Origin of the sequence: uncultured Nitratireductor sp., assembly GCF_913053745.1 — a bacterium.
In the GTDB taxonomy this organism is placed as follows: domain Bacteria; phylum Pseudomonadota; class Alphaproteobacteria; order Rhizobiales; family Rhizobiaceae; genus Nitratireductor.
Genome location: NZ_CAJXGF010000051.1, coordinates 1 through 20757 on the forward strand (window position 1 = coordinate 1; position 20757 = coordinate 20757).

A 20757-nucleotide genomic window follows, 5' to 3' on the forward strand; every position below is an offset into this window, starting at 1 on the left:
TCGACAGCCCGGCCTATCGTTTTCACGCTCTGCCGCGGCCCCATGAATGGCAGTGGGGCGGCTCGGTGGAGCTTGGAGAATTCAAGGATGGCGAAAACGTCTATGTGCGATTGCGCCAGGTCAATGGGCAGATGGCCTGGGCGTCGCCCGTGTTTTGCCGAATGCGGGGCAGTGCATGAGGAGGCGTTTCGTCCGACCGGTGCAGATCTGCCGGAAAGCAAGAAGTCAGGTGGGAACAAACCAAGGGAGAGTTATCATGAAAACATTGAAGACATTGGCGACGGCCGTCATCGGCAGTTCGCTGCTGGTGTATTCGGCCAGTGCCGCCGAACTCAACATCGTTCACGGTGCCATCGGCAAGGACAACGAGGTTCTGCGCGCGGAACTCGACCGGTTCGAGGAACAGACGGGCCACACGGTCAACATCGTCTCGATGCCCGAATCCACCACCGATCAGTTTGGCCAATACAAGCTTTGGCTGGCCGCTCAGTCGAGCGATATCGACGTCTACCGCATCGACGTCATCGGGGCGCCGCAAATTGCGGAGCATTTCATTGATCTCAAGGAGCACACTAAGGACATCATCGGCGACTTCGTCCCTGCTTCGGTTGAATCGCAAACCGTCGATGACAAGCTGGTCGCCCTGCCCATGTTTCTCGGCGCGCCGGCGCTCTACTATCGCAAGGACCTTTTGGAGAAATACGACGAACCGGTGCCCGAAACGTGGCAGCAGATGACGGAAACCGCAAAACGCATCATGGATGCCGAGCGCGAGGCCGGCAATTCCGACATGTGGGGTTTCGTCTTTCAGGGAGCCGCCTATGAGGGGCTCACCTGCAACGCACAGGAGTGGATCGCCAGCTTTGGCGGCGGGCGCATCGTCGAGACCGATGGCAGCGTCGGCATTAACAATCCCAAGGCGGTCGAAGCGCTGGAACTCGCCAGATCCTGGATCGGCAATATCGCACCGGAAGGCGTCCTCAACTACAAGGAAGAGGATTCACGCGGCGTCTTCCAGTCCGGAAACGCCGTGTTCATGCGCAACTGGAACTATGCCTACGCGCTGGCCGCCGGCGACGATTCTCCGGTCAAGGACAAGTTCGCTGTCACCACCCTGCCTGTCGGCGCGGAAGGCGAGACGTCGGCGGCGACGCTGGGCGGCTGGCACCTAGGTGTCTCCAAATATTCGAAGCACCCGGATGAGGCGATCGAACTGGTGCGCTTCCTGAACAATTACGACAATCAGAAGGAGCGCGCGATCGTCACCTCGCGCCCGCCGACACTCAACGCCGTCTATGAGGATGAAGAGGTGGGTGAAGCGCAGGAGTTCATTCCGCTCTGGAAGCCTGTCGTCGATAATGCCCTGCCGCGCCCGTCGGCGGCAACCAAGCGCAAATACAATGAAGTGTCGTCCGAGTTCTGGACCGCCGTTCACAATACGCTTTCCGGCGATGGTTCGGCCGAACAGAATCTGCGCAAGCTGGAAGCCAGGCTCAATCGCCTGCGCGGTTCGGCCTGGTAGGAGACGGGCAATCCGCGCTGCGCCTTCCCGCACGGCAAGGCGCAGCGTGTTTTCCGAAATGGAGGGTGGGACCACGTGGCGAGCAATGCCGGCATATCAACGCTTTCCAGGCAACGCATCGTGTCTGCCTGGTTGTTTCTCACGCCGATGCTGCTCGTGCTGGCGTCCGTCGCGGCCTATCCGCTCATCCGCACGATCTATTTCGGTTTCACCGACGCTTCCATCGATCTCATTGCCGAGGCGCAATGGGTGGGTTTTCGCAATTATCTCGAATATCTCGACTACGGTGACGGGGAGGGCGAGTATTTCGGGCTTCTGGTGGATGCCGATTGGTGGCGGGCCGTCTGGAATACGCTGCGCTTCACCATCATCTCCGTTTTCTTCGAGACCCTTTTCGGATTGGTGATCGCGCTGGTGCTGAACCGCGAATTCCGTGGACGAAGCCTCGTTCGCGCTGCGGTTCTCATCCCCTGGGCGATTCCAACCATCGTGTCGGCCAAGATGTGGGCGTGGATGATGCACGACCAGTTCGGCATTTTGAACGATATTCTGCTCAGGCTGCATATCATCGCCGAGCCCGTTGCATGGACCGCATCTCCGGACACGGCGATGCTTGCTGTTCTCATCGTCGATATCTGGAAGACCACGCCTTTCATGGCGCTGCTCATTCTGGCCGGTCTGCAGATGGTACCCGGCGACATCTACGAGGCGGCGCGTCTGGATGGTGTCGGCCCGGTAAGGCTTTTCCGCCGTGTTACCTGGCCGCTGATCATGCCCGCCGTTCTGGTAGCCATCGTGTTCCGGGCGCTCGATGCGCTGCGCGTCTTCGACATCATCTATGTGCTGACACCGAACAATGAGCGCACACGCACCATGTCGGTGTTTGCGCGCGAAAACCTCTTTGACTTCGACAAGTTCGCATACGGTTCGGCCGCTTCGACGCTGCTGTTCCTGATTATCGCCCTTTTGACCATCAGTTTCATCTGGGCGACGCGCATGAATGTGGAGGCGGACGAACGATGACGTTTCCCGGCTGGATCAAGACAAGCGCATTCTATGCTCTGGTGAGCGCGATCGTCCTGCAGGCGGTTTTCCCCTTCTATTACGCGATCCTCACATCGCTGGAATCGGGGCAGTCGATCTTCGACGTCAACTATCTGCCGCAGGCTGCTTCGCTGGCGAATTACTGGGCCATGATTTCCGATGGCGTCTTTGGAAAGCAGATATTGAACTCCGTTTTCGTGGCGACGGTGGTGGTTTTCATCTCCCTGTTTCTGGCCGTCACCGCCGCTTATGCGTTGAGCCGTATCCGGTTCCGCGGTCGCGGCCTGCTGCTGCTGACGATCCTCTCGGTTTCCATGTTTCCGCAAATCGCGGTTCTTTCAGGCCTGTTCGAGGTAATCCGTGCCTTCGGCCTGTTCAACTCGCTGTGGTCGCTCGTGTTCTCCTATATGATTTTCACGCTTCCGTTCACGGTCTGGGTGCTCACCACCTTCATGCGCAAGCTGCCGGTGGAGATCGAGGAAGCGGCCATCGTGGACGGGGCCTCTTCGTTTACGATCATCTGGCGCATCTTCCTGCCGCTCATGTGGCCGGCCATGGTCACCACCGGGCTGCTGGCGTTCATTCATGCGTGGAACGAATTTCTTTTCGCGCTCACATTCCTGTCGACCGATTCCCAGCGCACGGTCCCGGTCGCCATCGCTCTCATTTCCGGCCTCAGCGAATTCGAGATCCCCTGGGGCAACATCATGGCGGCGTCGGTGATCGTCACGCTGCCGCTCGTCGTGCTCGTTCTCATCTTCCAGCGAAAGATCGTCTCCGGCCTCACCGCCGGAGCCGTTAAAGGGTAACTCATGGCTTCTGTTGAACTCAGGTCGGTCGAAAAATCCTTCGGCAGTGTCGAAGTGCTACACGACATCAATCTGTCGCTGGAGAAGGGCGAGTTCATCGTTTTCGTCGGCCCGTCGGGCTGCGGAAAATCCACTCTTCTGCGCTTGATTGCAGGTCTGGAGGATATCACCGGCGGCGAACTTTTCATCGATGGCACATGCGTGAATTCGGTTCTGCCGGCCAAGCGCGGCATCTCCATGGTCTTCCAGTCCTACGCGCTTTATCCGCACATGAATGTCTACGACAATATGGCGTTCGGCCTGGAGCAGGCGCGGCTTTCAAAACACGAGATCGACCGGCGCGTGCGGGAAGCGGCCGGCATGCTTCAGATCGAGCAGTATCTCGACCGCAAGCCCAAGCAGCTTTCCGGCGGTCAACGCCAGCGCGTCGCGATCGGCCGCGCCATCACACGTCAGCCGAAAGTGTTTCTGTTCGACGAACCGCTATCGAATCTCGACGCGGCGCTGCGTGTCGACACGCGCATCGAGATCGCACGCCTGCACAAGCGTCTTACCGGAACGACAATGGTTTACGTCACCCACGACCAAGTGGAGGCGATGACGCTGGCGGACCGGATTGTCGTGCTCAATGCCGGGCGGATCGAGCAGGTCGGCACGCCGCTCGAGCTCTATGAGCAGCCGGCGAGCCGCTTCGTCGCCGGGTTCATCGGCTCTCCGAGAATGAACTTCATCGAGGGGGCGGAGCCGGCCGCTGCCGGCGTCCACGCGCTGGGCGTTCGCCCCGAGCATCTCGATGTCTCGCGAACCGAGGGGCGCTGGAAGGGTACGGTCGCTCTGGTCGAAAAGCTCGGCAGCGACACGTTCATCCATGTCACCACGGACACGTCGGGCATGATCAATGCAAGAGCGGTGGGCAATCACGGGTTCCAGGCCGGCGACACGGTGTTTGTCACGCCGCGCGAAGGCAGCATTCACCGCTTCAACGAAGACGGCAAGCCAGTCGGTGGGCCAGTCGGTGGGCCGGTGGCGGAAGAGGGGTCGGAATGAGCGAACGAACGATATTTGTCATCGGCAATGCAAATCTCGACCTCGTCACGGGTTGCATCGATGACTGGCCGGAACCGGGGACGGAAATCTTCCTGCCCCAGTCGGATTTTCGAACCGGCGGATCGGCGGCAAACACCGCGCTTGCCCTTCAGCGGCTGCAACATCCATGCGGTTTTCTGTCTGCGGTGGGCAGCGATTCGGCGGGTCGGATGATCGCGCAACAATTCAGCGGTCCGCTCGATCGTGTGGCGGCATTGCCGCTCCGCACCAGCATTTCCGTCGGCATTCTGCATGCCTGTGCCGAGCGCACCTTCTTTTCCACCAACGGCCATTTGGATCGTCTCGATCTGGCGTTTTTCCAGACGGTCACAGAAAATGTGGACATGTCCGCCAGTCTGGCTCTGCTCAGCGGGGCCTTCACCATGCCGGCATTGTTGCCGGACCACGATGCTTTGCTGCGGTCCCTCAGGGAGCGGGGTGCGGAAACGGCAATCGACCCTGGCTGGCCGGGCGAGGGGTGGACACCGGAAGTGCGTAGCCGGGCGACGGCCTGGCTGGAGCGTGCCGACCATGTTCTGCTCAACGAAAAGGAAACCGCCGGTCTTGCCGCCGCCGACACGCTGGACGAGGCCTTGATCTGGTTTGCGCCCCGGCTGCGCAAGGGCGCGCGGCTCATCGTCAAGCGTGGCCCGGAAGGTGCGTTGTGTCTCTGTGACGGGACGGTCGTCGAATGCGGCGCGCGCGATCTTTCGGTGTTCGATACGGTGGGGGCGGGCGATGCCTTCAACGCCGGTTATCTGCATGCCGTCGCCTCCGGCGCTCCCATTCGGCAGGCACTCGCCCGTGGCATCGATGTGGCCGGCCGGGTTATTTCGGAGTTCCCCCGCTCTTCCTCTCCGCTAGAGCCGGCGGCCTGAACGATGGCGGGCAATGTTCTGCTGCTTATTGCCGACGATCTCGGGCGCATGCTCGGCTGCTATGGCGAGCGGGCGGTCGACACGCCTCACATCGATGCGCTGGCCGGCTCAGCCACGCGCTTCGACATGGCCTTTACGTCGACGGCTTCGTGCAGCGCCAGTCGCTCGGTGATCTATTCGGGCCTTCATACCCACGAGAACGGTCAATACGGCCTGCATCACGACAATCACCATTTCATGACCTTCGACCATGTCGAAACGGCGCCGTCCCTGTTCAATCGGCTCGGCCATCTCACTGGCATTGTCGGCAAGGTGCATGTGGGGCCGCCATCCATTTACCCATGGGCGGTGCGCGACGAGAGCGCGACCCGCAATATCGGTTGGGTGGCGCGCCGTGCAGAGGCGTTCTTCGAACGGGCGAAGCGCGAGGCGCGCCCCTTTTTCCTCACCGTCGGTTTTGTCGATCCGCACCGCGATATGACGCGCGGCGGGTTCGGCAATGATGAGGATTTCGACACGGACGTCGGCAAGAAGCGCTACGCGCCGGAGGACGTAACGGTGCCGCCCTTCCTGCCTGATATTGAAGAAGTGCGCACGGAATTGTCAGCCTATTACAGTTCCGTCCACCGGCTCGATCAGGGGGTGGGGCGCGTGCTTTGCGCCCTCGAGGCGGCGGGTCTTGCCGACGACACGCTGGTCTGCTTCCTGAGCGATAATGGCGCCCCGTTCCTGAATTCCAAGACGACATTGTACGACGCCGGCGTTCATCTACCGCTGATCATGCGCGTTCCCGGACGCCGGGGCGGAATCGCCAATCCCAATCTTGTCTCGTTCGCCGACGTACTGCCGACCTTTCTGGACTGGGCAGGCTGGCAAGGCGGGGAGGGCGCACGCCGTGGCCGCTCGGTGCTGACAATTCTGGAGGAAACCGAGCTTCTGCCCGACTGGCAGATCGTGTTCGGCTCGCACACATTCCATGAGATCACCAACTATTGGCCAACCCGTTTCCTGCGCACCCCGCGCTACAAATATCACCGCAATGTTGCCTGGAAACTGGATTTTCCCTTCTCCGGCGATCTTTATGGATCGCTATCCTGGGAAGGCATACGCAACCACGCACCGCCCATGATCGGAGAGCGTTCGCTCGAAAACTATATTCGCCGTCCCGCGGAAGAACTCTACGATCTGGATGCCGATCCCGAGGAGGTTCGCAATCTTGCAAGCGATCCCGATCATGCGGAACGTCTGTCCGATCTGCGCACGCGCATGGAGCGCTGGCAGCGGGAGACGCGGGACCCGTGGCTTTTCCGCGACGGCGTTTCAGTTCGCGCGGTGTCGCACCATCTGCAACAGGGGCTCGTTCTTCCCGACCGGTTCGACTTCGATGTGACGCAACCCGGCGATGGAGACCCGGGGCACTCTAAAAGCGCCCCGGTGCGCGGCCTCAAGGATTAGCCCGGTTCTTCGGTTCTCGCCGGGAACGGCTCAAGCAGGGTCCGCCGGAGAACGGATACGATCAGACCACCATACAGGGGGCGGTTTGTTCGAGCGGGCGGCCGGGACGCGCGCCGGTCTTCTCGCCATCGACCCAGACCTCGCGTCCGTTGACGAACACCCGGTCGATGCCGACAGCCGGACGGATCGGAGTTTCGAAAGTCGCGCCTTCGGCAATGGTGTCGGGATCGAAGACCACGAGATCGGCAAAGCCGCCGACTGCAATGCGTCCGCGGCCGCCCAATCCGAAACGGTCGGCGGGCATGGAAGTCATGCGCCGCACAGCCTCCTCCAGCGAGAACAGCGAGAGGTCGCGGGCATAATGGCCCAGCACGCGCGGGAAAGTGCCCCAGACGCGGGGATGAGGATGCTTGCCGGTGGGGATGCCGTCCGAACAGATGATCGTGTGTTCGTAGGACAGGATGCGCTGAACGTCGTCTTCGCTCATGATGAAGAAGATGCCGGTTGCGGGCAGGAGCTTCTGCAAGGCGCTGTCGATGTCGGTGCCCCATTCCTTGGCAATGTCGGACAGATCGCGGCCCGCCATCTGCGGATGGGGGATGCTCTCGGCCACGATCACCCGGGTCGCCTGTTTGTGCCTGCCGGAATCGAGAATCGTCGACGAAGCGATCCATGGGGTGGTGTCGAGACCCACATCCTGTTCCTGCATTGCGTCATCGATCATTTTCAGCGTGGTGACCGACATGCCATGGTTTGCGAGCCCCGCACATTTGTGGTGGGAAACATGCACGCCGCAGCAGGCTTCGCGCCCGACGGTGAAGGTCTCCTCGAGACCCTGCACCACTCGGTCGCCCTCGTCGCGCATATGGGTGACATAGAGTTTTCCGTGGGCCTGGGTGACTTTCGCGACTTCGATCAGCTCCTCCGTCGTGGAAGCGCGTGATGGCGGGTAGAAGGGCCCGGTGGACAAGCCGATGGCGCCTTCGCCGAGCGCGCGGTCCAGCTTGCGGCACATTTCTTTCAACTGTGCCGCGTCGGCGGGTTTGTTCAGGTCCGGCAACTCGTTCACGCGCAGGGTGGAATGCCCGATCAGGCAGGCCGCGTTGACCGCCGCCGGTTCCGCCAGAAGCCGGTCGCGATAGGCCGCGTAGGTTTCGAAGCTCAGCGCCTCATCCTCGATGATCATGCGCAAAGGGGCAGGAATTTCGCCTTTTGGAACCAGCGGCGCGATGGAGAAGCCGCAATTGCCGTTGATGATGGATGTGACGCCCTGGGAGGTCATGAATTCCATATCGGGCTGGGTGAACATCGCCGCGTCGTGATGCACATGCGGGTCGATGAAGCCGGGTGCGACGACCCGGCCCTTTGCCTCGATCTCGCGGCCGGCAGTCCAGTGCTTCAGATCTCCGGTGGCGACAATGCGCTCGTCGCTCACGGCCACATCACCCTTGCGACGGGGGGCGCCTGTTCCGTCGATGATGTCTGCGCCGCGGATGATGAGATCGGCGTGCATGGGAAGGCTCCTGTTTTGTTGCGTCGAAGGTCAGGTGGCGTCGCTGTCCGCGGGCGGCACGCCGTCATCGCCGCACCAGCGCGCGGCGAGATGAATGAGAATGAAAACGATCATGATCGGCACGGCCACGGCGACCCAGAAGGTGCTGAAGGGCAGCGCATCGGCCATGGTGCGGCTGTGGCGCAGCAGAAAGCCGCGCGCCGGGTTCATGTTTGGGCCGTAGAAAACGTACCACAGGATCGGCAGGAGATAGATCAGAACCACGGCCGATCGCATCAGCGCGGCTGCAAGTCCGAGAAGGACATGCCGTGAAGCCTCGCCGCTGAAGAGCGCCGGGTCGAACCGGCGCTTGAAAGACATCGTGGCTCCCATCAGACCGGCCCAGATCATCGCGTATCGCGCCAGTTCCTCGGTGTAGGCCGGCGGCTGGTTGAAGACATAGCGCGCCAGAACCTGGAGCATGACAGCCCCCACAAGGACCACCAGCGCCACTCCGGCAACGACCGTGGCGACACGATTGAGCCCGTCGCTAAAGCGGATAACGTTTTTGGCGATGCGTTCCATGGGGGCAACCACTGCTTAGTTTGCGACGGCGTCGCGCGCGTCGGTCCAGATCTTCAACTGATCGTCCGGAAGCGAGGGCGACCAGGTGCTCTGCGCAAGTTCCGCCATCTTCTCGCGCTCGCCTTCGGCAAGCTCGGTGACGGTAACGCCGGCAGCTTCATGTTTTGCCCGCACGTCGCTGGCCCAACTGTCGACCCAATCCCGGTTCGCCTTCTTTCCGGCTTCCAAAGCGGTGTCGATCTGGCTTTTCTCCTCGTCGCTCAAAGAGGCGTACCAGTCTTCCGAGATCAGAACGATCCGCGAGGACGGTGTGATGTCCGCCGGAGTGAAGTGCTTGAGAAACTCGGTGTGTCCGGTGCGGATGGCCGAATTCGGCGGATTGAAATAACCGTCGGCAACGCCGGTCTGGATGGCATTCGCCACTTCCGACCAGGACACGATCGTGCCGGTCGAGCCCAGGGCTTCCTGAAGCGCGATCTGTTCGCTGTTGAGCGCGCGGAAGCGCAGGTCGGACATATCCTCGACCTTGGCGATGGGCTTCTTGGAATTGTGAATGCCGATATCCATGCCGATATAGTTCACGTCGACGAAGCGCACGCCATTGTCGAGAAGCGGAGCGTTCATCTGTTCGGCAATGTCGGTTTCCGTCAGCACCGCGTCGATCTCTTCACGGCTCTGGAAGAAGAAGGGGAGCTGGATGCCCTTCATCAGCGGCGACATGCCGAAACCGGTGGAAAGGGCGGCCAGATTGACCTCGAGAAGGCCCTGGGCCACCTGGTCGAAGCGCTCTTTTTCCGAGCCCAACGTATCGGACGGGAAGATGGACACTTCGAAATCGGTGCCTTCGAGTGCATCCGCGAAGCCGTGGGCGAAGGCCGCTTCCGGATTGGTCGCCGTATCGTCGGCGCCGTTCATCGCGATCTTGATGTCGGCCGCGTGCGCGGTGGCGGTCAAGAAGGCCAGTGCCGAAATGGCGAAGGCTTTGGGTAGAAAGGTCATTTTTCTCCTCCGTTTTGTTTTGGTTTCATCAAGCGAGCCCCAACAGGCGTGGAATGATCAGAGAAATCTCCGGGAAGTAGGTCAGCACCAGCAACAGTGCGACTTCGGCCAGGAAGAAAGGCAGGGTCGCGCGTATCAGGCGCCAGTAGTTCATGCGAACCGTGGTGGCGAGGATCAGCAGGACACCGCCGAGCGGCGGCGACAAAAGGCCCGTGGTGATGTTGAAACAAATCACAATGCCCAGGTGTACGGGATCGACGCCCATGGCGATTGCGACGGGTGCGAAGATGGGCGCGAACAGCGCCACCGCGGCTTTCACGTCCATCGCCATGCCGGCCACGAGAAAGATCAGGTTGATCAGCATCAGGTATTGCAGCGAGCTCAGGTTCCAGTCCTCGACCGTCGCCTTGATGGCCTGGGGCCATTGCAGGAGGGCGGCGATATAGGAAAAGGTGGAGATCGCGCACAGGATGATGAAGAGCCCGCCGAGCATGACCGCCGTACGCTGCAGGCTGGCCCCCACCTGCCGCCAGGTCAGATTGCCATGTGTGAAACCCACAACCAGGGCGGCGATCACCGCCACGACCGCCGCTTCCGCCGGGGTCATGAAGCCGAAAAGCGTTCCGCCGAGAATGATCACCGGCAGTGTCATGGCCGGCAAGGCCTTCAGCAATGAAGGAAAAAAGGCGGGCACTTCCTCGCCACGTCCGCCGGGGTGATCGTCGCGATGGGCGTAATAGGCGTTGATCGCCATCAGAACGCCGGCCAGGAGCAGGCCGGGCAGAATGCCGGCGGCGAAAAGCGCGGTGACGTTCGTCTCCATCAGCGCGCCGTAGAAGATCAGGATCGATGAAGGCGGGATGATGGGCCCGATAATCGATGATGCGCCGGTTATCGCCGCCGCGTAATCGAGCGGATAGCCGCGTCGACGCATCTCCGGCACCAGCGAATTGCCGAGCGCTGCCGCATCGGAAACCGCGGAGCCGGAAACACCGGCGAAGAAGACCGAGGTCATCACGTTGACATGGCCCAGACCGCCCTTGAGACGCCCCAGGAAGGACATGCAGAAATCGATCAGCGCCGTCGCCAGACCGCCACGGTTCATGAGATCGCCGGCGAAGATGAAGAGCGGCATCGCCAGAAACGCGAAGACGTCAAGTTGGCTGAAGAGCCGCTGGGGCAGCACCGCCATATACATCTGACGGTCCGCAGCGATGAAGGTCAGTATCGCGGAGGCGCCGATCACGTAGGCGATTGCGGCGCCGGCCATCAGACCGAAAACGGTAAATGCGATAATCAGCGGCGCCTGCATGGCTCTTCGGTTTCCCTCCCCGGTGGCTCATACAAATCTGGCGAAACGGCTTGCATTAGGAAATAGAAAATATTTCACTATTCCATAGTGTATATGTATGGATGACCGAGAGAGGTGGGAGACAGCATCTGTGAAACCATTGACGTTGCAGCGTTTGCAGGTGTTCTGTGCGGTTTACGAGCGGCAGTCGATCACCGCGGCCGCGCGCCAAATGAACCTTTCGCAACCCACGGTCAGCCGCCATTTGCGCGATCTCGAGGCGGCGATCGGCTTGACGCTTTTCGTTCTCGACAAGGGGCGGGTGATCCCGACGGTGGAGGCCGACGCCATCTATAACGAAAGCCGGTTCCTGTATGACGGGATCAGTCGGCTGGAGCGGCGCATCGATTCGCTGCGAAAGGGTGTCGGCACGCGATTGCTGGTGATGTCGGTCGGACTGTTTACCCCGCATTTCGTGCCCAACGCTCTGCGCAAGGTGCTGGACGCGATGCCCGGCTTGCGGGTCGCGGTGGATGTGGGCACCGCCCAGCAACAGATTCAGGCTATTCGAGCGGGCATGGTCGATGTCGGGCTGGTCATCGGCAAATTCCAGGCGGACGACATCTCGACGGAGCCGCTTGGGCGCGGCCGCCTCGTCGTGCTCAGCCCGAAGGATGGTCCGTTGACCCGGCTTGACCGGGTTCGGCTGGAGGATCTGAGCACTGCACCGATGTTGGGACTGACGCCGCGCGGTCCCATCGGGCGTGTGCTGAACGAGGCATTACTGGAGCGCGGACTGCCCTTTGACAATACGGTGACCGGCAACACTCTGGTCACCGTTCCACATCTGGTGTCGGCGATGCAGCGCTCGGCGGTGGTCGACGAATTCACCGCTGCATTTCACGGGCTCGACGGGCTCGTGACCTTGCCGCTGGAGCCGGATCTGCCACTGGAGATCCAGTCGATTTCCATCGGCGCCAGTGCCAGCAAAGTCGCCAGTCAGCTCTTCCTGAAGGAAATGCGCCAGATGCTGGTCGATTGGGAAGCGGGTAAGATGCGGTTCTAGGGCCGGGCTTCGGGCACCGGCGATCGTTCTCCAAAGCCCGTTCGTTCGGCATGATCGGAAACGCCGCTGGCCGAGGCCGGCGCCGGGACGCGATCTCGGATTTATCCCAAAACCCCAAAAGCCTCGTTATGCCCGTGACTGTTCGGCATCAGCCCTTTTGACGACGCGGTGCTGATCTTCGACAAGGCCCTGTTTCCAGTAGCTGGAGATATAGAGTTGGTCGGCTCCCAGGCCACGCTCGCCGCGCAAGTAGGACCGCATCCGCCGCATGACCTCGAATTCCGTTGCGGACCAGGCGTAAACGCGGCCCTGTCGCCAGGGAATAGCTCGGGCGGCCTGCTCGAACAATTCGGGTTTAAGTCCCGGTTCTGGATTGATGAGCCAATGCAGCGCGACACCCTCGGGACGCTGGAGATCCTGTTTGTCGTCCTGCGTCTGCACCTCGATCAGGACATCGCCGATCGCATCGTCGGGCAACGTGGCCAGATTGACCGCGATGGCGGGCAGAGCGGTCATGTCGCCGAGCACGAAATACCAGTCGGCATCGGGCGAGAGCGGTTTGGCAGGTCCGGGCCCCCCAACCCGTATCTCCTCGCCGGGATTGGCCTCTTGCGCCCATGAAACGGCCGGACCGCCGCTGCCTTCATCGCCATGCAGGGCAAAATCGATATCGAGGGCATCGGCACTCTGCCGGCGGATCGTATAGGTGCGCACCAAGGGCTTGTTGGCTGTGCTCTGGCCTGGAAGCATCAGCTTCACGTAGCCGCCATCCTGTCCATGGGGAAACGTTGCCAAACCTTGGCCGCCGATGGTTACGCGGCGCATGTTCGGCGTGACCATTTTTGTGGAGAGGACTTCGAAAATGCTCGGTTCGGATCGCTTGTTCATGGCCTTAATATGAATGTAGCCATCCAGTTTTGCAACGACCCTCGACAGGGAACGCACAACCGCCGGAAAACGGCCGCTCTCGCGCTTCCAAAAGACCTTGCAGATACGGATCGTTGCGGCACCGGCCCACAAAATCTTGCAAGGGTCACGGCTTGCGGAGGCCGCTTTGCCGCTGGCTCAGCGTTTCGAACCTTATCGCCGAGATAGCTTGCCTCGATATTGTTGCCGTCCGGATCCAGGAGCAAGGTCAGATAATACCGCTTGGGATACCTTCGCGCGGTTCCGGCGCACCGTTGTCCGTCCGTCATGCGGAAATCAGCAGTATAGGGGGTCAACGGCTGGTGGCGTCGGAGAATGTCTCGAAAATAATTTGCCCCATTTCAGGAAATGCCATCGGCAGATCGTCGCACAGGCTCTTGCCCTGAGTCATCAGGGCGATGATCATCGGGTCGGCATTCGCCGGTGCGAGCCTCACCAGATCGTGTTTGAAATAGGAGGCGTTGGCATCACCGGTCCATGAGTTGCGTCCGGCTTTCGACCAGATCGGAACACCCGCTGGAATCCCGCCGCCCAGGTATTCACGCAACTGGTAACCGGGGAGTGCCGCATCGGGCGCATCGGGGTTGCGGCGAAGCGTATCCATGGCGCGGACCCGGCTTTCAGCCGAGAGCGGGATTATCCCGTCGAAAAGCTCGTGGAAGGCACGGGCTGCGACCAAGGGCGTCAGCACGTTCAGATTCTCGCCCTTGCGACCGGCAAACTGCGCTTCGCGGCCGTAGCGTGTGTCATCCATCAGCTTCTGTGCGATGTTGGAGGTGGCGAACTCCTCCCACCCGAGTCTGCGGAAAAAGCGGTTTGTCTCGTTCCTTTTCTCCATCCATTGCGTAAGAGCGTCGCTATCGAGCAGAGTATCTCCGGTGGTCTCGGTGATCAGATCGATAACGTAGTTTGTCGCCATGTTGGAGGACCAGACGATCATGTCATGAAGCGCCCGGTCGAGATCTTCATGCGGTTCTATACGTCCCGCATCGAGGACGTTGAGAACGTGAATCAGGTGGAAGACCTTGACCAGGCTGCATGGGTAGCATTGCCAGTCTCCGCGCCAGGCATAGCCGACAGGGCGCGCATTCTGCCGTTCGCGCAAGACCACAAGGCCGAATCTCTCGGGGTGCAGGCCGTGCTGGCCAAATCGTGCGAGCAAACGTTCGACCGTAACTTCTCCGGCCCGTTGCCACCGGGAATCATGATCAAAGAACATTGATGATTTCTCCTGAACTTTCAACGCGGATCCGGCGTCGCCTTCCAGCAGCGCACGGCGCCTCCGCCATCAATGACGCGAAGCGTTTGCTGCCGGCTGCAGGCCGCCTCGGCCATGGGACAGCGGCCGGAGAACCTGCAACCCTCGATCGTCGAGAACGGGTCCGGTATCTCTCCGGACAGTGCCTTGCGGCTGCGGCGTCCGCGCCGGGTCACGTCCGGCACGGCATCGATGAGGCCGCGCGTATAGGGATGAAGCGGTCGCTCGAAAAGCTCCGCCTTAGCCTGCAATTCGACGACTTCACCGAGATACATCACGGCCACTCGATCGCAGAGGTGACGGATCACCTGCATATCGTGCGAAATGAAGATGATCGCGATGCCCCGTTCCGCACTCAATCGCTGGAACAGATTTATGATCTGCGCTTGAACCGAGGCATCCAGGGCGGATACCGGCTCATCCGCGACAAGCACCTGTGGCTGCGGACAAAGCGCACGGGCAATCGAAACGCGCTGGCGCTGCCCGCCAGACAGAGCGTGAGGATATTTTAAGGCAGCATCCGGGGGCATGCCGACCTGATCGAGGAGACGACGGCTCTCTGCGGTTCGTTCGCGCCGACCGACATCCGGACGATACCTCGCCACCACCTCGTCGAGTTGGGCACCGATGGTCATTCTTGGATTGAGCGACGAATATGGGTCTTGGAAAACCATCTGTACGCGACCGTCCGGATCCGGACCGGTCATGAGCTTGCCTCCGAAGGCAACGCTTCCCTCATCCGGTGTCTGGAGGCCGACAGCCAGGCGGGCCAGCGTGCTCTTGCCACAACCCGATTCACCGACGATGCCGAGTGTTTCTCCTTCCCTCAAAGCGAGGGACACGTTCCTGACGGCCTGTAGCGCGGGTGCCGGACGTCTCATGATCATGTCCAACAGGCCGCGACGAACAGGAAAACGGCGCGATACGGCGTCGAGAACCATTACCGACATGTTTTAACGCTCCAGAATACAGGCATCGGCGTGACCGGACGCTGTTCCGCGTCGATGCATGAGAACGGGCGCCGGATCTTGCGAGCAATTGCCGTGCGCGGCGGTACAACGGGGTGCGAAACGGCAGCCGGGTGGCGGTGCCAGCAGATTTGGCGGGCTGCCTTCGATCGGAATCAGCGGCTTGCCCTGTTGCGCGAGTGACGGAAGGGCTGCGAGCAAAGATTTGGTGTAAGGGTGTTGCGCTCGATCGAGAACGTCGTCGACGGCACCGGTTTCCACGATGCGTCCGGCATACATTACAGCCACACGATCGCAAATCTCGGAGATCACGCCGATGTCGTGCGTAACCATGATGATCGCGGTTCCCATTTTATCGCGCCGGTCGAGCAGAAGTCGCAAGATCTGGTCCTGGACCGTGACATCCAGCGCGGTGGTTGGTTCATCGGCGATGATGAGGCGCGGCTGGAGCGCGAGGGCCATGGCGATCATCACGCGTTGCCGCAATCCGCCCGACAATTCATGCGGGTAGGCGTCGAGGCGACGCTCGGGCGAAGTGATATGGACGTCGCGCATCAGACCCAACACACGCTCACGCGCTTCGCGGCGCGACACTTTTGCGTGATTCTCAATCACTTCCCCAATCTGGCGACCGATGCGCATGGTCGGATTGAGCGCGGTCAAAGGATCCTGAAAGATGAAGGCGATCTCATTGCCGCGGATCTTGCCGAGATCGCGCTCCGGCAAGGATGCGAGATCGGTTCGGTCGTCGAACATGATGCGACCGCCGGCGACCCGCGCATTGGCGCCGCCGAAAAGGCGGAGAATCGAGCGGCATGTCGCCGATTTGCCGCAACCGGATTCGCCGACGATGCCGAATATCTCACCAGGCTGAATATCGAAATTGACGCGATCGACGGCTCGGACCGCCCCGCTGGGTCCGTGAAACTCGGTGACGAGATCCTGAACGGAAAGGAGTGGCATCTGCTATCCCTTCGGTTTCAATGTTGCGGCGAGACCTTCGCCAACAAGGGAAAAGGCAACGCCGACCCAAGCGATGGCGAGACCGGGGAAGATGGTCATCCACGGTGCCTCGCGCAGGTAGTCGATGCTTTCGACGATCAAGAGACCCCATTCGGGCGCTGGCGGTTGTACGCCCAGCCCGAAGAAGGACAGTGCGGCGACGGCCTGCACGGTCAACACCACGTCCGACATCGAGTAGACGAGGGCCGGCGTCACGGTGTTGGGCAATATGTGCCGTCCCATCACCCGACCGTCGCTGAAGCGAAGCACGCGTGCGGCTTCGATGTATTCGAGTCTGCCGACAACCAGCGTCTCACCACGAACGATGCGGGCATAGCCGATCCAGTTGACCAGAAAGAACGCTATGTACAGATTGCTTTCGCTGGGACCTAGAACGCCAACGATTGCCAGAACCAGCACATAGAATGGAAAGGCCCAGACGATATCGGTAATGCGCATCAGGAAACGGTCGATCGTTCCGCCGTAGTAGCCTGCCACCAGGCCCACCCCGATGCCGACCATCATCGGGCCGAAAACGCACACGAGCGCGAGACGCAGATCGTACACAGCGCCCGCCATGACACGGGCGAAGATGTCGCGGCCGAAATTGTCGGTGCCGAACCAGTGGGTGAGGCTGGGTGGCTGCACGGCGGAGGCAAAGTCGAGTGCAAAGGGGTCGTGTGGCGAGAGAACCGGAGTCAGCACAACGCCCGCTACGAGAACGAGCAGCATAAGGCACCCGATCACACCGGCGGGACTCCGGAAGTAGAGAGATAAAAGTTGCTGCACGACGTTTAATCCAACCGGACCCTGGGATCGGCCAGGGAGTAAGCGATATCGGTGATGAGGTTCACCGTGACGACGAGGACGGCGAAGAACACCGTCAGGCCCCGTACGATCGGGAAGTCTCGCGAAATGATGGCGTCGATGAGCAGGCTGCCGAGGCCGGGAACGGAAAATATCTTCTCAACAACGACCGTGCCACCGATGATCCAGCTGACGCGCACACCGATAATCGAAATCGTCGAGATGAGGCTGTTTGGAAAAATATGCCTGCGGAAGACCTGAGAGGCCGAGAGACCTTTGGCGCGTGCGGTGTCAACATAGTCGGCCTTCATCGTGTCGATCAGCGTCGCCCGCAGGCTCTGCTGGACAAGAGCCGCAGTGGAAAGGCCGACAACCAGCGACGGCAGGAACAGGCGATGCAGATTTTCCAGAAAGCCCGTTCCCACACCGCCGGTCGGAAACCAGCCAAGGTTGAGTGCCAGGCCGATAATGAACACGAAGCACAACCAGAAAGGCGGCATGGCTATGATCAGCACAAAAAGCTAACGGATCGCCGTGTCGGCGAGCCGGCCACGTTGCAATGCTGCCAATGTGGCAAAAGGCAACGCGATGATCAGCGCGATGATCGTGGAGTAGACGACGATGCCAAGCGTGTAGGGAAGCCGTTCCATTGCCAGAGCAGAGATCGGCCGCTGATGGAAGATCGACGTGCCGAAGCTGCCGGTGAGACAATCGCGCAGAAAGATCAGATATTGTTTCCAGAGCGGCAGGTCGAGGCCCCACTGACTGCGCATTGCGGCCAGGTCCTCGGCGCTGGCGCGCGTTCCCATGGCCCGCTCTGCGGGGTCTCCCGGCATTACCTGCAGGAGCAGAAAGCTGATGATCGTTATGCCGATGAGAACCGGTATCAGAAGCAGAAAACGTCTGAGGATGGATTGAGCCATGATATGCGGGCCTGTAGGGGCAGCGCCGGGACAGGCGCTGCCAGATTTCACCTAGTTTTCGATGGAGACGTCTTCCAGGCGAAAGTTTGAAGTCGGAAGGATCGAGAAACCCTCCACATTGTCCAGCGCCGCCCATGCGGCGGAGGGGTGATAGAGATAGATATAGGGTGCTCCTTCATGCAGAATCTGCACCATCTCGCGGAACATCTCGCCGCGTTCCTCGCCGTTTGGCGTCACCCGCTCTTGCTTGTAAAGATCGTTGAGGCGCTCGCTTTTCCATTCGGTGTGATAGGCATTGGCGCGTTCCGGATTGACGGCCACGAAGCCGATGATCTGATCGGGGTCGACCGTATCGGACGTGGTATAGGAGAGCGCCATGTCATAATTGCCGGCTTTGGTCGTCTCCCATTGTGTGCCGCCCTCCAGCATCTGGATGTCGAGTTTGACATTGATGGCCTGCAACATGGCCTGTATCGCGATCGCCACGTTGCGATGACCGGCCTTGCCGGAATCCACCAGGATTTCGGCGCTGAAACCGTCGGGATAACCCGCTTCAGCCATGAGCTCGCGAGCCCTGGCGACGTCGTAGGGATAAGGTTGCAGGTCCTTGTCGGCATAGGCCATGACCGGCATTGCGCTGGCGGCGACCGTGCCGGCACCGTACAGAACACCCTTGATGAGAGCCTCCTTGTCGATGGCGAGGTTCAGCGCCTGGCGCACCTTATCGTTGTCAAATGGCTCACGCTTGTTGTTCAACATCACGAAATCGGCGCGATAAGGCATCGTGCTGCCGACCGAGATCCCCTCTTTCTCGTCCAGGGCTTCCAACTGGTTGAGCGGCGGGTCGAGGACGACGTGGACTTCGCCCGCTTCGAGCTTGATCACCCGTGCGGAAGCCTCGGTGACGACTTCGAGGACTGCGCCGTCGGCCGAAGGTTTGCCGGATTGCCAATAATGCGGATTGGGGGCGAGCACCACGCGAGATCCGCGCACCCATTCCTTGAGCATAAAGGGACCGGACCCGACCGGATTGTTGAAGAAGGCTTCTTCCCCCGCTTCGACCTTCGCCTTGGGCAGAATGGCGGCGGAGAAAAGTGCCAGATTGTTGAAGGCCGGCGTGAAGGGCTCGTCGAGTTTCATCACGATCTCCCGATCGTTCACGATCTCGAAATCCGTAATGGGACGGAAAAAACGCCCCCAACTCGACGCTTCCGATGCAGCGCGGCGTATGGAGAATTCCACATCCTCGGCTGTGACGGGCGTGCCGTCGGAGAATTTGGCTTCGCGCAGCTTGAACGACAGGGTCAATCCATCTTCGGAGACCGACCAGGATTCGGCCAATCCCGGTTCCAGCTTCTCGCCTGTCCGGTCAGGCCGCATCAGCGTGTCGTACAGCAGAAGCTGCGTCCAAATGGAACCGTTGTCGCTGGTCGCGATCGGGTCGAGCGACACGGGATCGTATCCGATGGCGACACGGATTGGTTCGGCCTGCGCGACTGCCGGTCCGGCCAGTGCCAGGCAACTTGCCAGGGCGAATGCCTTGATTGCTCGTCTCATTTTATTCCCCTTATCTTTATCCTCGACCAGGCAGAAACGCAGCCAAGCCTCGATGGAGTTGAACTTAGACTTGCCAAAGGGGGAGAAAAAATTATTAATAAGCGGGTATCAATCAGCTGGCTGATAATGAATCTGCGCGAGATCGAGCTTTTCGGCACCCTGATGCGGGTGGGGACCACGACGGAAACGGCACGTGTCCTCGGCATTTCGCAGCCTGGAGTGAGCGCGCAACTCAAGCGGTTGGAAGCGCATCTGGGCTTTTCGCTGTTCCACAGGGCAAGCAAACGGCTGGAGCCGACCGCCGAAGCGCAGCAATTGTTTGCAACCGCCGCGCCGATCTTCAGCACGCATGTCCATGTCCGCAGCAAAATTCCAAACTTGCGCAATGAATCCGAGCGCCCGGTGTGTATCTCGGTGACGCCGGCGATCGTGGAAGGTTTTCTGGCACCACGGTTGTTGCACGCCGGTTACGCCGACTGGCGCAAGCGGCTGCGCTTGCGGGTGACGGAGCCGGAGATCGATGTGAGGCGCGGCGATGCTGACATCGGACTTCAAATGGCTTTCCCGCCCAAAGCCGAGTTTCACGCCGAGCATCTGGCCTCCGTTGATCTTTATGCGGTGATGAAAGTCGGCGATCCGCTGGCCCGGAAGAAGCGCCTCCAGGTGGGCGACATCGCGCGGCGCGCCCTGGTGTGCTACGATCCGGAATGGTCACCCATGGGGGCCGTGATCCGGAGAGTCTTCGAGGCGCACGGCTTTTCCTACGATCCGCATTGCGTCGTGCCGTTCTGCTCCACGGTCTGTGATCTCATCGATGCGTGCGGCGGGGTGGGAATCGTGGATGCTTTCACGATTGAAGATTTGCCCGAAACATTGACGGTACGACCGGTCGCCGACGTTCCGGCGATCAGTCTTGTGCTGTTCTATCGCCGCAACGAACCGATCCGGGCCGACGTGCAGGCGCTGCTCGAAAGGCTCGTCTAGCTTCTTTTGAAACCGGTTTCGCCGGCCTTCCCCGCCAACCATTCTCCACAGGCAACGGCAGCGCCTCCATGCTGCACGCACGGAAGCCTGCTGCACTCCGAGGG

At 60.6% G+C, this 20757-nt stretch carries 21 protein-coding genes; 9 read left to right on the top strand and 12 right to left on the bottom strand.

Annotation, left to right across the window (positions count from 1 at the left end; genetic code table 11):
• Positions 1-256 precede the first annotated feature (256 nt).
• The 6 genes from QZ638_RS10345 to QZ638_RS10370 all read left to right on the top strand — a co-directional run bounded on the left by QZ638_RS10345 (position 257) and on the right by QZ638_RS10370 (position 6794).
• Positions 257-1522 carry an ABC transporter substrate-binding protein gene (locus tag QZ638_RS10345; RefSeq protein ID WP_295809733.1) on the top strand — a complete coding sequence of 422 codons (1266 nt, stop codon included), beginning with the start codon at positions 257-259 and terminating at the stop codon, positions 1520-1522.
• 147 nt (positions 1523-1669) lie between these two features.
• The gene (locus QZ638_RS10350; RefSeq protein WP_295809794.1) at positions 1670-2545 is read left to right on the top strand and encodes a carbohydrate ABC transporter permease; all 876 of its coding nucleotides are present in this window, start codon (positions 1670-1672) and stop codon (positions 2543-2545) included.
• A complete protein-coding gene (locus QZ638_RS10355; RefSeq protein ID WP_295809735.1) occupies positions 2542-3375 on the top strand; it encodes a carbohydrate ABC transporter permease in 834 nt (277 codons plus the stop codon). The genes QZ638_RS10350 and QZ638_RS10355 overlap by 4 nt, the downstream gene beginning before the upstream one ends.
• A 3-nt stretch (positions 3376-3378) precedes the next feature.
• Positions 3379-4422 (top strand): ABC transporter ATP-binding protein, encoded by a 1044-nt coding sequence (locus QZ638_RS10360; protein ID WP_295809739.1) that lies wholly within the window; start codon positions 3379-3381, stop codon positions 4420-4422.
• Positions 4419-5339 (top strand): carbohydrate kinase family protein, encoded by a 921-nt coding sequence (locus QZ638_RS10365; RefSeq protein WP_295809740.1) that lies wholly within the window; start codon positions 4419-4421, stop codon positions 5337-5339. Before QZ638_RS10360 ends, QZ638_RS10365 begins: the two co-directional genes overlap by 4 nt.
• A 3-nt stretch (positions 5340-5342) precedes the next feature.
• On the top strand, positions 5343-6794 hold the full coding sequence (locus QZ638_RS10370) for a sulfatase (RefSeq protein ID WP_295809744.1): 1452 nt from the start codon (positions 5343-5345) through the stop codon (positions 6792-6794).
• Positions 6795-6855: 61 nt separating this feature from the next.
• Here the strand turns inward: QZ638_RS10370 and QZ638_RS10375 are convergent, their stop codons facing one another.
• From QZ638_RS10375 to QZ638_RS10390, 4 genes are read right to left on the bottom strand one after another with little or no spacing between them, the layout of a single operon-like run.
• Positions 6856-8307: an amidohydrolase family protein gene (locus tag QZ638_RS10375; RefSeq protein WP_295809746.1), complete on the bottom strand. Its 1452-nt coding sequence runs from the start codon at positions 8305-8307 to the stop codon at positions 6856-6858.
• A 30-nt stretch (positions 8308-8337) separates the two neighbouring features.
• Complete coding sequence (locus QZ638_RS10380; RefSeq protein WP_295809747.1) at positions 8338-8871, bottom strand: TRAP transporter small permease subunit; 534 nt, start codon at positions 8869-8871, stop codon at positions 8338-8340.
• A gap of 15 nt (positions 8872-8886) precedes the next feature.
• Entirely contained in the window at positions 8887-9870 is a 984-nt protein-coding gene (locus QZ638_RS10385) for a TRAP transporter substrate-binding protein (protein WP_295809750.1), read from the bottom strand.
• Between the two features lie 28 nt (positions 9871-9898).
• The gene (locus QZ638_RS10390; RefSeq protein ID WP_295809753.1) at positions 9899-11182 is read right to left on the bottom strand and encodes a TRAP transporter large permease; all 1284 of its coding nucleotides are present in this window, start codon (positions 11180-11182) and stop codon (positions 9899-9901) included.
• A gap of 130 nt (positions 11183-11312) precedes the next feature.
• Between QZ638_RS10390 and QZ638_RS10395 the strand changes: the two genes are divergently transcribed.
• Complete coding sequence (locus tag QZ638_RS10395; protein ID WP_295809756.1) at positions 11313-12227, top strand: LysR family transcriptional regulator; 915 nt, start codon at positions 11313-11315, stop codon at positions 12225-12227.
• Between the two features lie 126 nt (positions 12228-12353).
• Here QZ638_RS10395 and QZ638_RS10400 read toward each other — a convergent pair whose 3' ends face one another.
• Positions 12354-13115 carry a siderophore-interacting protein gene (locus tag QZ638_RS10400; protein WP_295809759.1) on the bottom strand — a complete coding sequence of 254 codons (762 nt, stop codon included), beginning with the start codon at positions 13113-13115 and terminating at the stop codon, positions 12354-12356.
• Between the two features lie 331 nt (positions 13116-13446).
• Entirely contained in the window at positions 13447-14094 is a 648-nt protein-coding gene (locus QZ638_RS10405) for a serine hydrolase (protein WP_295809761.1), read from the bottom strand.
• Between the two features lie 3 nt (positions 14095-14097).
• Here QZ638_RS10405 and QZ638_RS10410 point away from each other — a divergent pair, with 3 nt between their 5' ends.
• Positions 14098-14376: a hypothetical protein gene (locus QZ638_RS10410; RefSeq protein WP_295809765.1), complete on the top strand. Its 279-nt coding sequence runs from the start codon at positions 14098-14100 to the stop codon at positions 14374-14376.
• A 17-nt stretch (positions 14377-14393) separates the two neighbouring features.
• On the opposite strand, the gene QZ638_RS10415 is transcribed toward QZ638_RS10410, so the two are convergent.
• The 6 genes from QZ638_RS10415 to QZ638_RS10440 all read right to left on the bottom strand — a co-directional run bounded on the left by QZ638_RS10415 (position 14394) and on the right by QZ638_RS10440 (position 19669).
• Positions 14394-15293 carry an ABC transporter ATP-binding protein gene (locus tag QZ638_RS10415; RefSeq protein WP_295809766.1) on the bottom strand — a complete coding sequence of 300 codons (900 nt, stop codon included), beginning with the start codon at positions 15291-15293 and terminating at the stop codon, positions 14394-14396.
• A gap of 72 nt (positions 15294-15365) precedes the next feature.
• Entirely contained in the window at positions 15366-16343 is a 978-nt protein-coding gene (locus QZ638_RS10420; protein WP_295809767.1) for an ABC transporter ATP-binding protein, read from the bottom strand.
• Between the two features lie 3 nt (positions 16344-16346).
• Positions 16347-17171 carry an ABC transporter permease gene (locus tag QZ638_RS10425; protein ID WP_366936232.1) on the bottom strand — a complete coding sequence of 275 codons (825 nt, stop codon included), beginning with the start codon at positions 17169-17171 and terminating at the stop codon, positions 16347-16349.
• A 5-nt stretch (positions 17172-17176) separates the two neighbouring features.
• Positions 17177-17704 carry an ABC transporter permease gene (locus QZ638_RS10430; protein WP_295809772.1) on the bottom strand — a complete coding sequence of 176 codons (528 nt, stop codon included), beginning with the start codon at positions 17702-17704 and terminating at the stop codon, positions 17177-17179.
• 6 nt (positions 17705-17710) lie between these two features.
• A complete protein-coding gene (locus QZ638_RS10435) occupies positions 17711-18112 on the bottom strand; it encodes an ABC transporter permease (protein ID WP_295809774.1) in 402 nt (133 codons plus the stop codon).
• 51 nt (positions 18113-18163) lie between these two features.
• The gene (locus QZ638_RS10440; protein ID WP_295809776.1) at positions 18164-19669 is read right to left on the bottom strand and encodes an ABC transporter substrate-binding protein; all 1506 of its coding nucleotides are present in this window, start codon (positions 19667-19669) and stop codon (positions 18164-18166) included.
• A 126-nt stretch (positions 19670-19795) separates the two neighbouring features.
• Here QZ638_RS10440 and QZ638_RS10445 point away from each other — a divergent pair, with 126 nt between their 5' ends.
• On the top strand, positions 19796-20653 hold the full coding sequence (locus QZ638_RS10445; RefSeq protein WP_295809778.1) for a LysR family transcriptional regulator: 858 nt from the start codon (positions 19796-19798) through the stop codon (positions 20651-20653).
• Positions 20654-20757 lie beyond the last annotated feature (104 nt).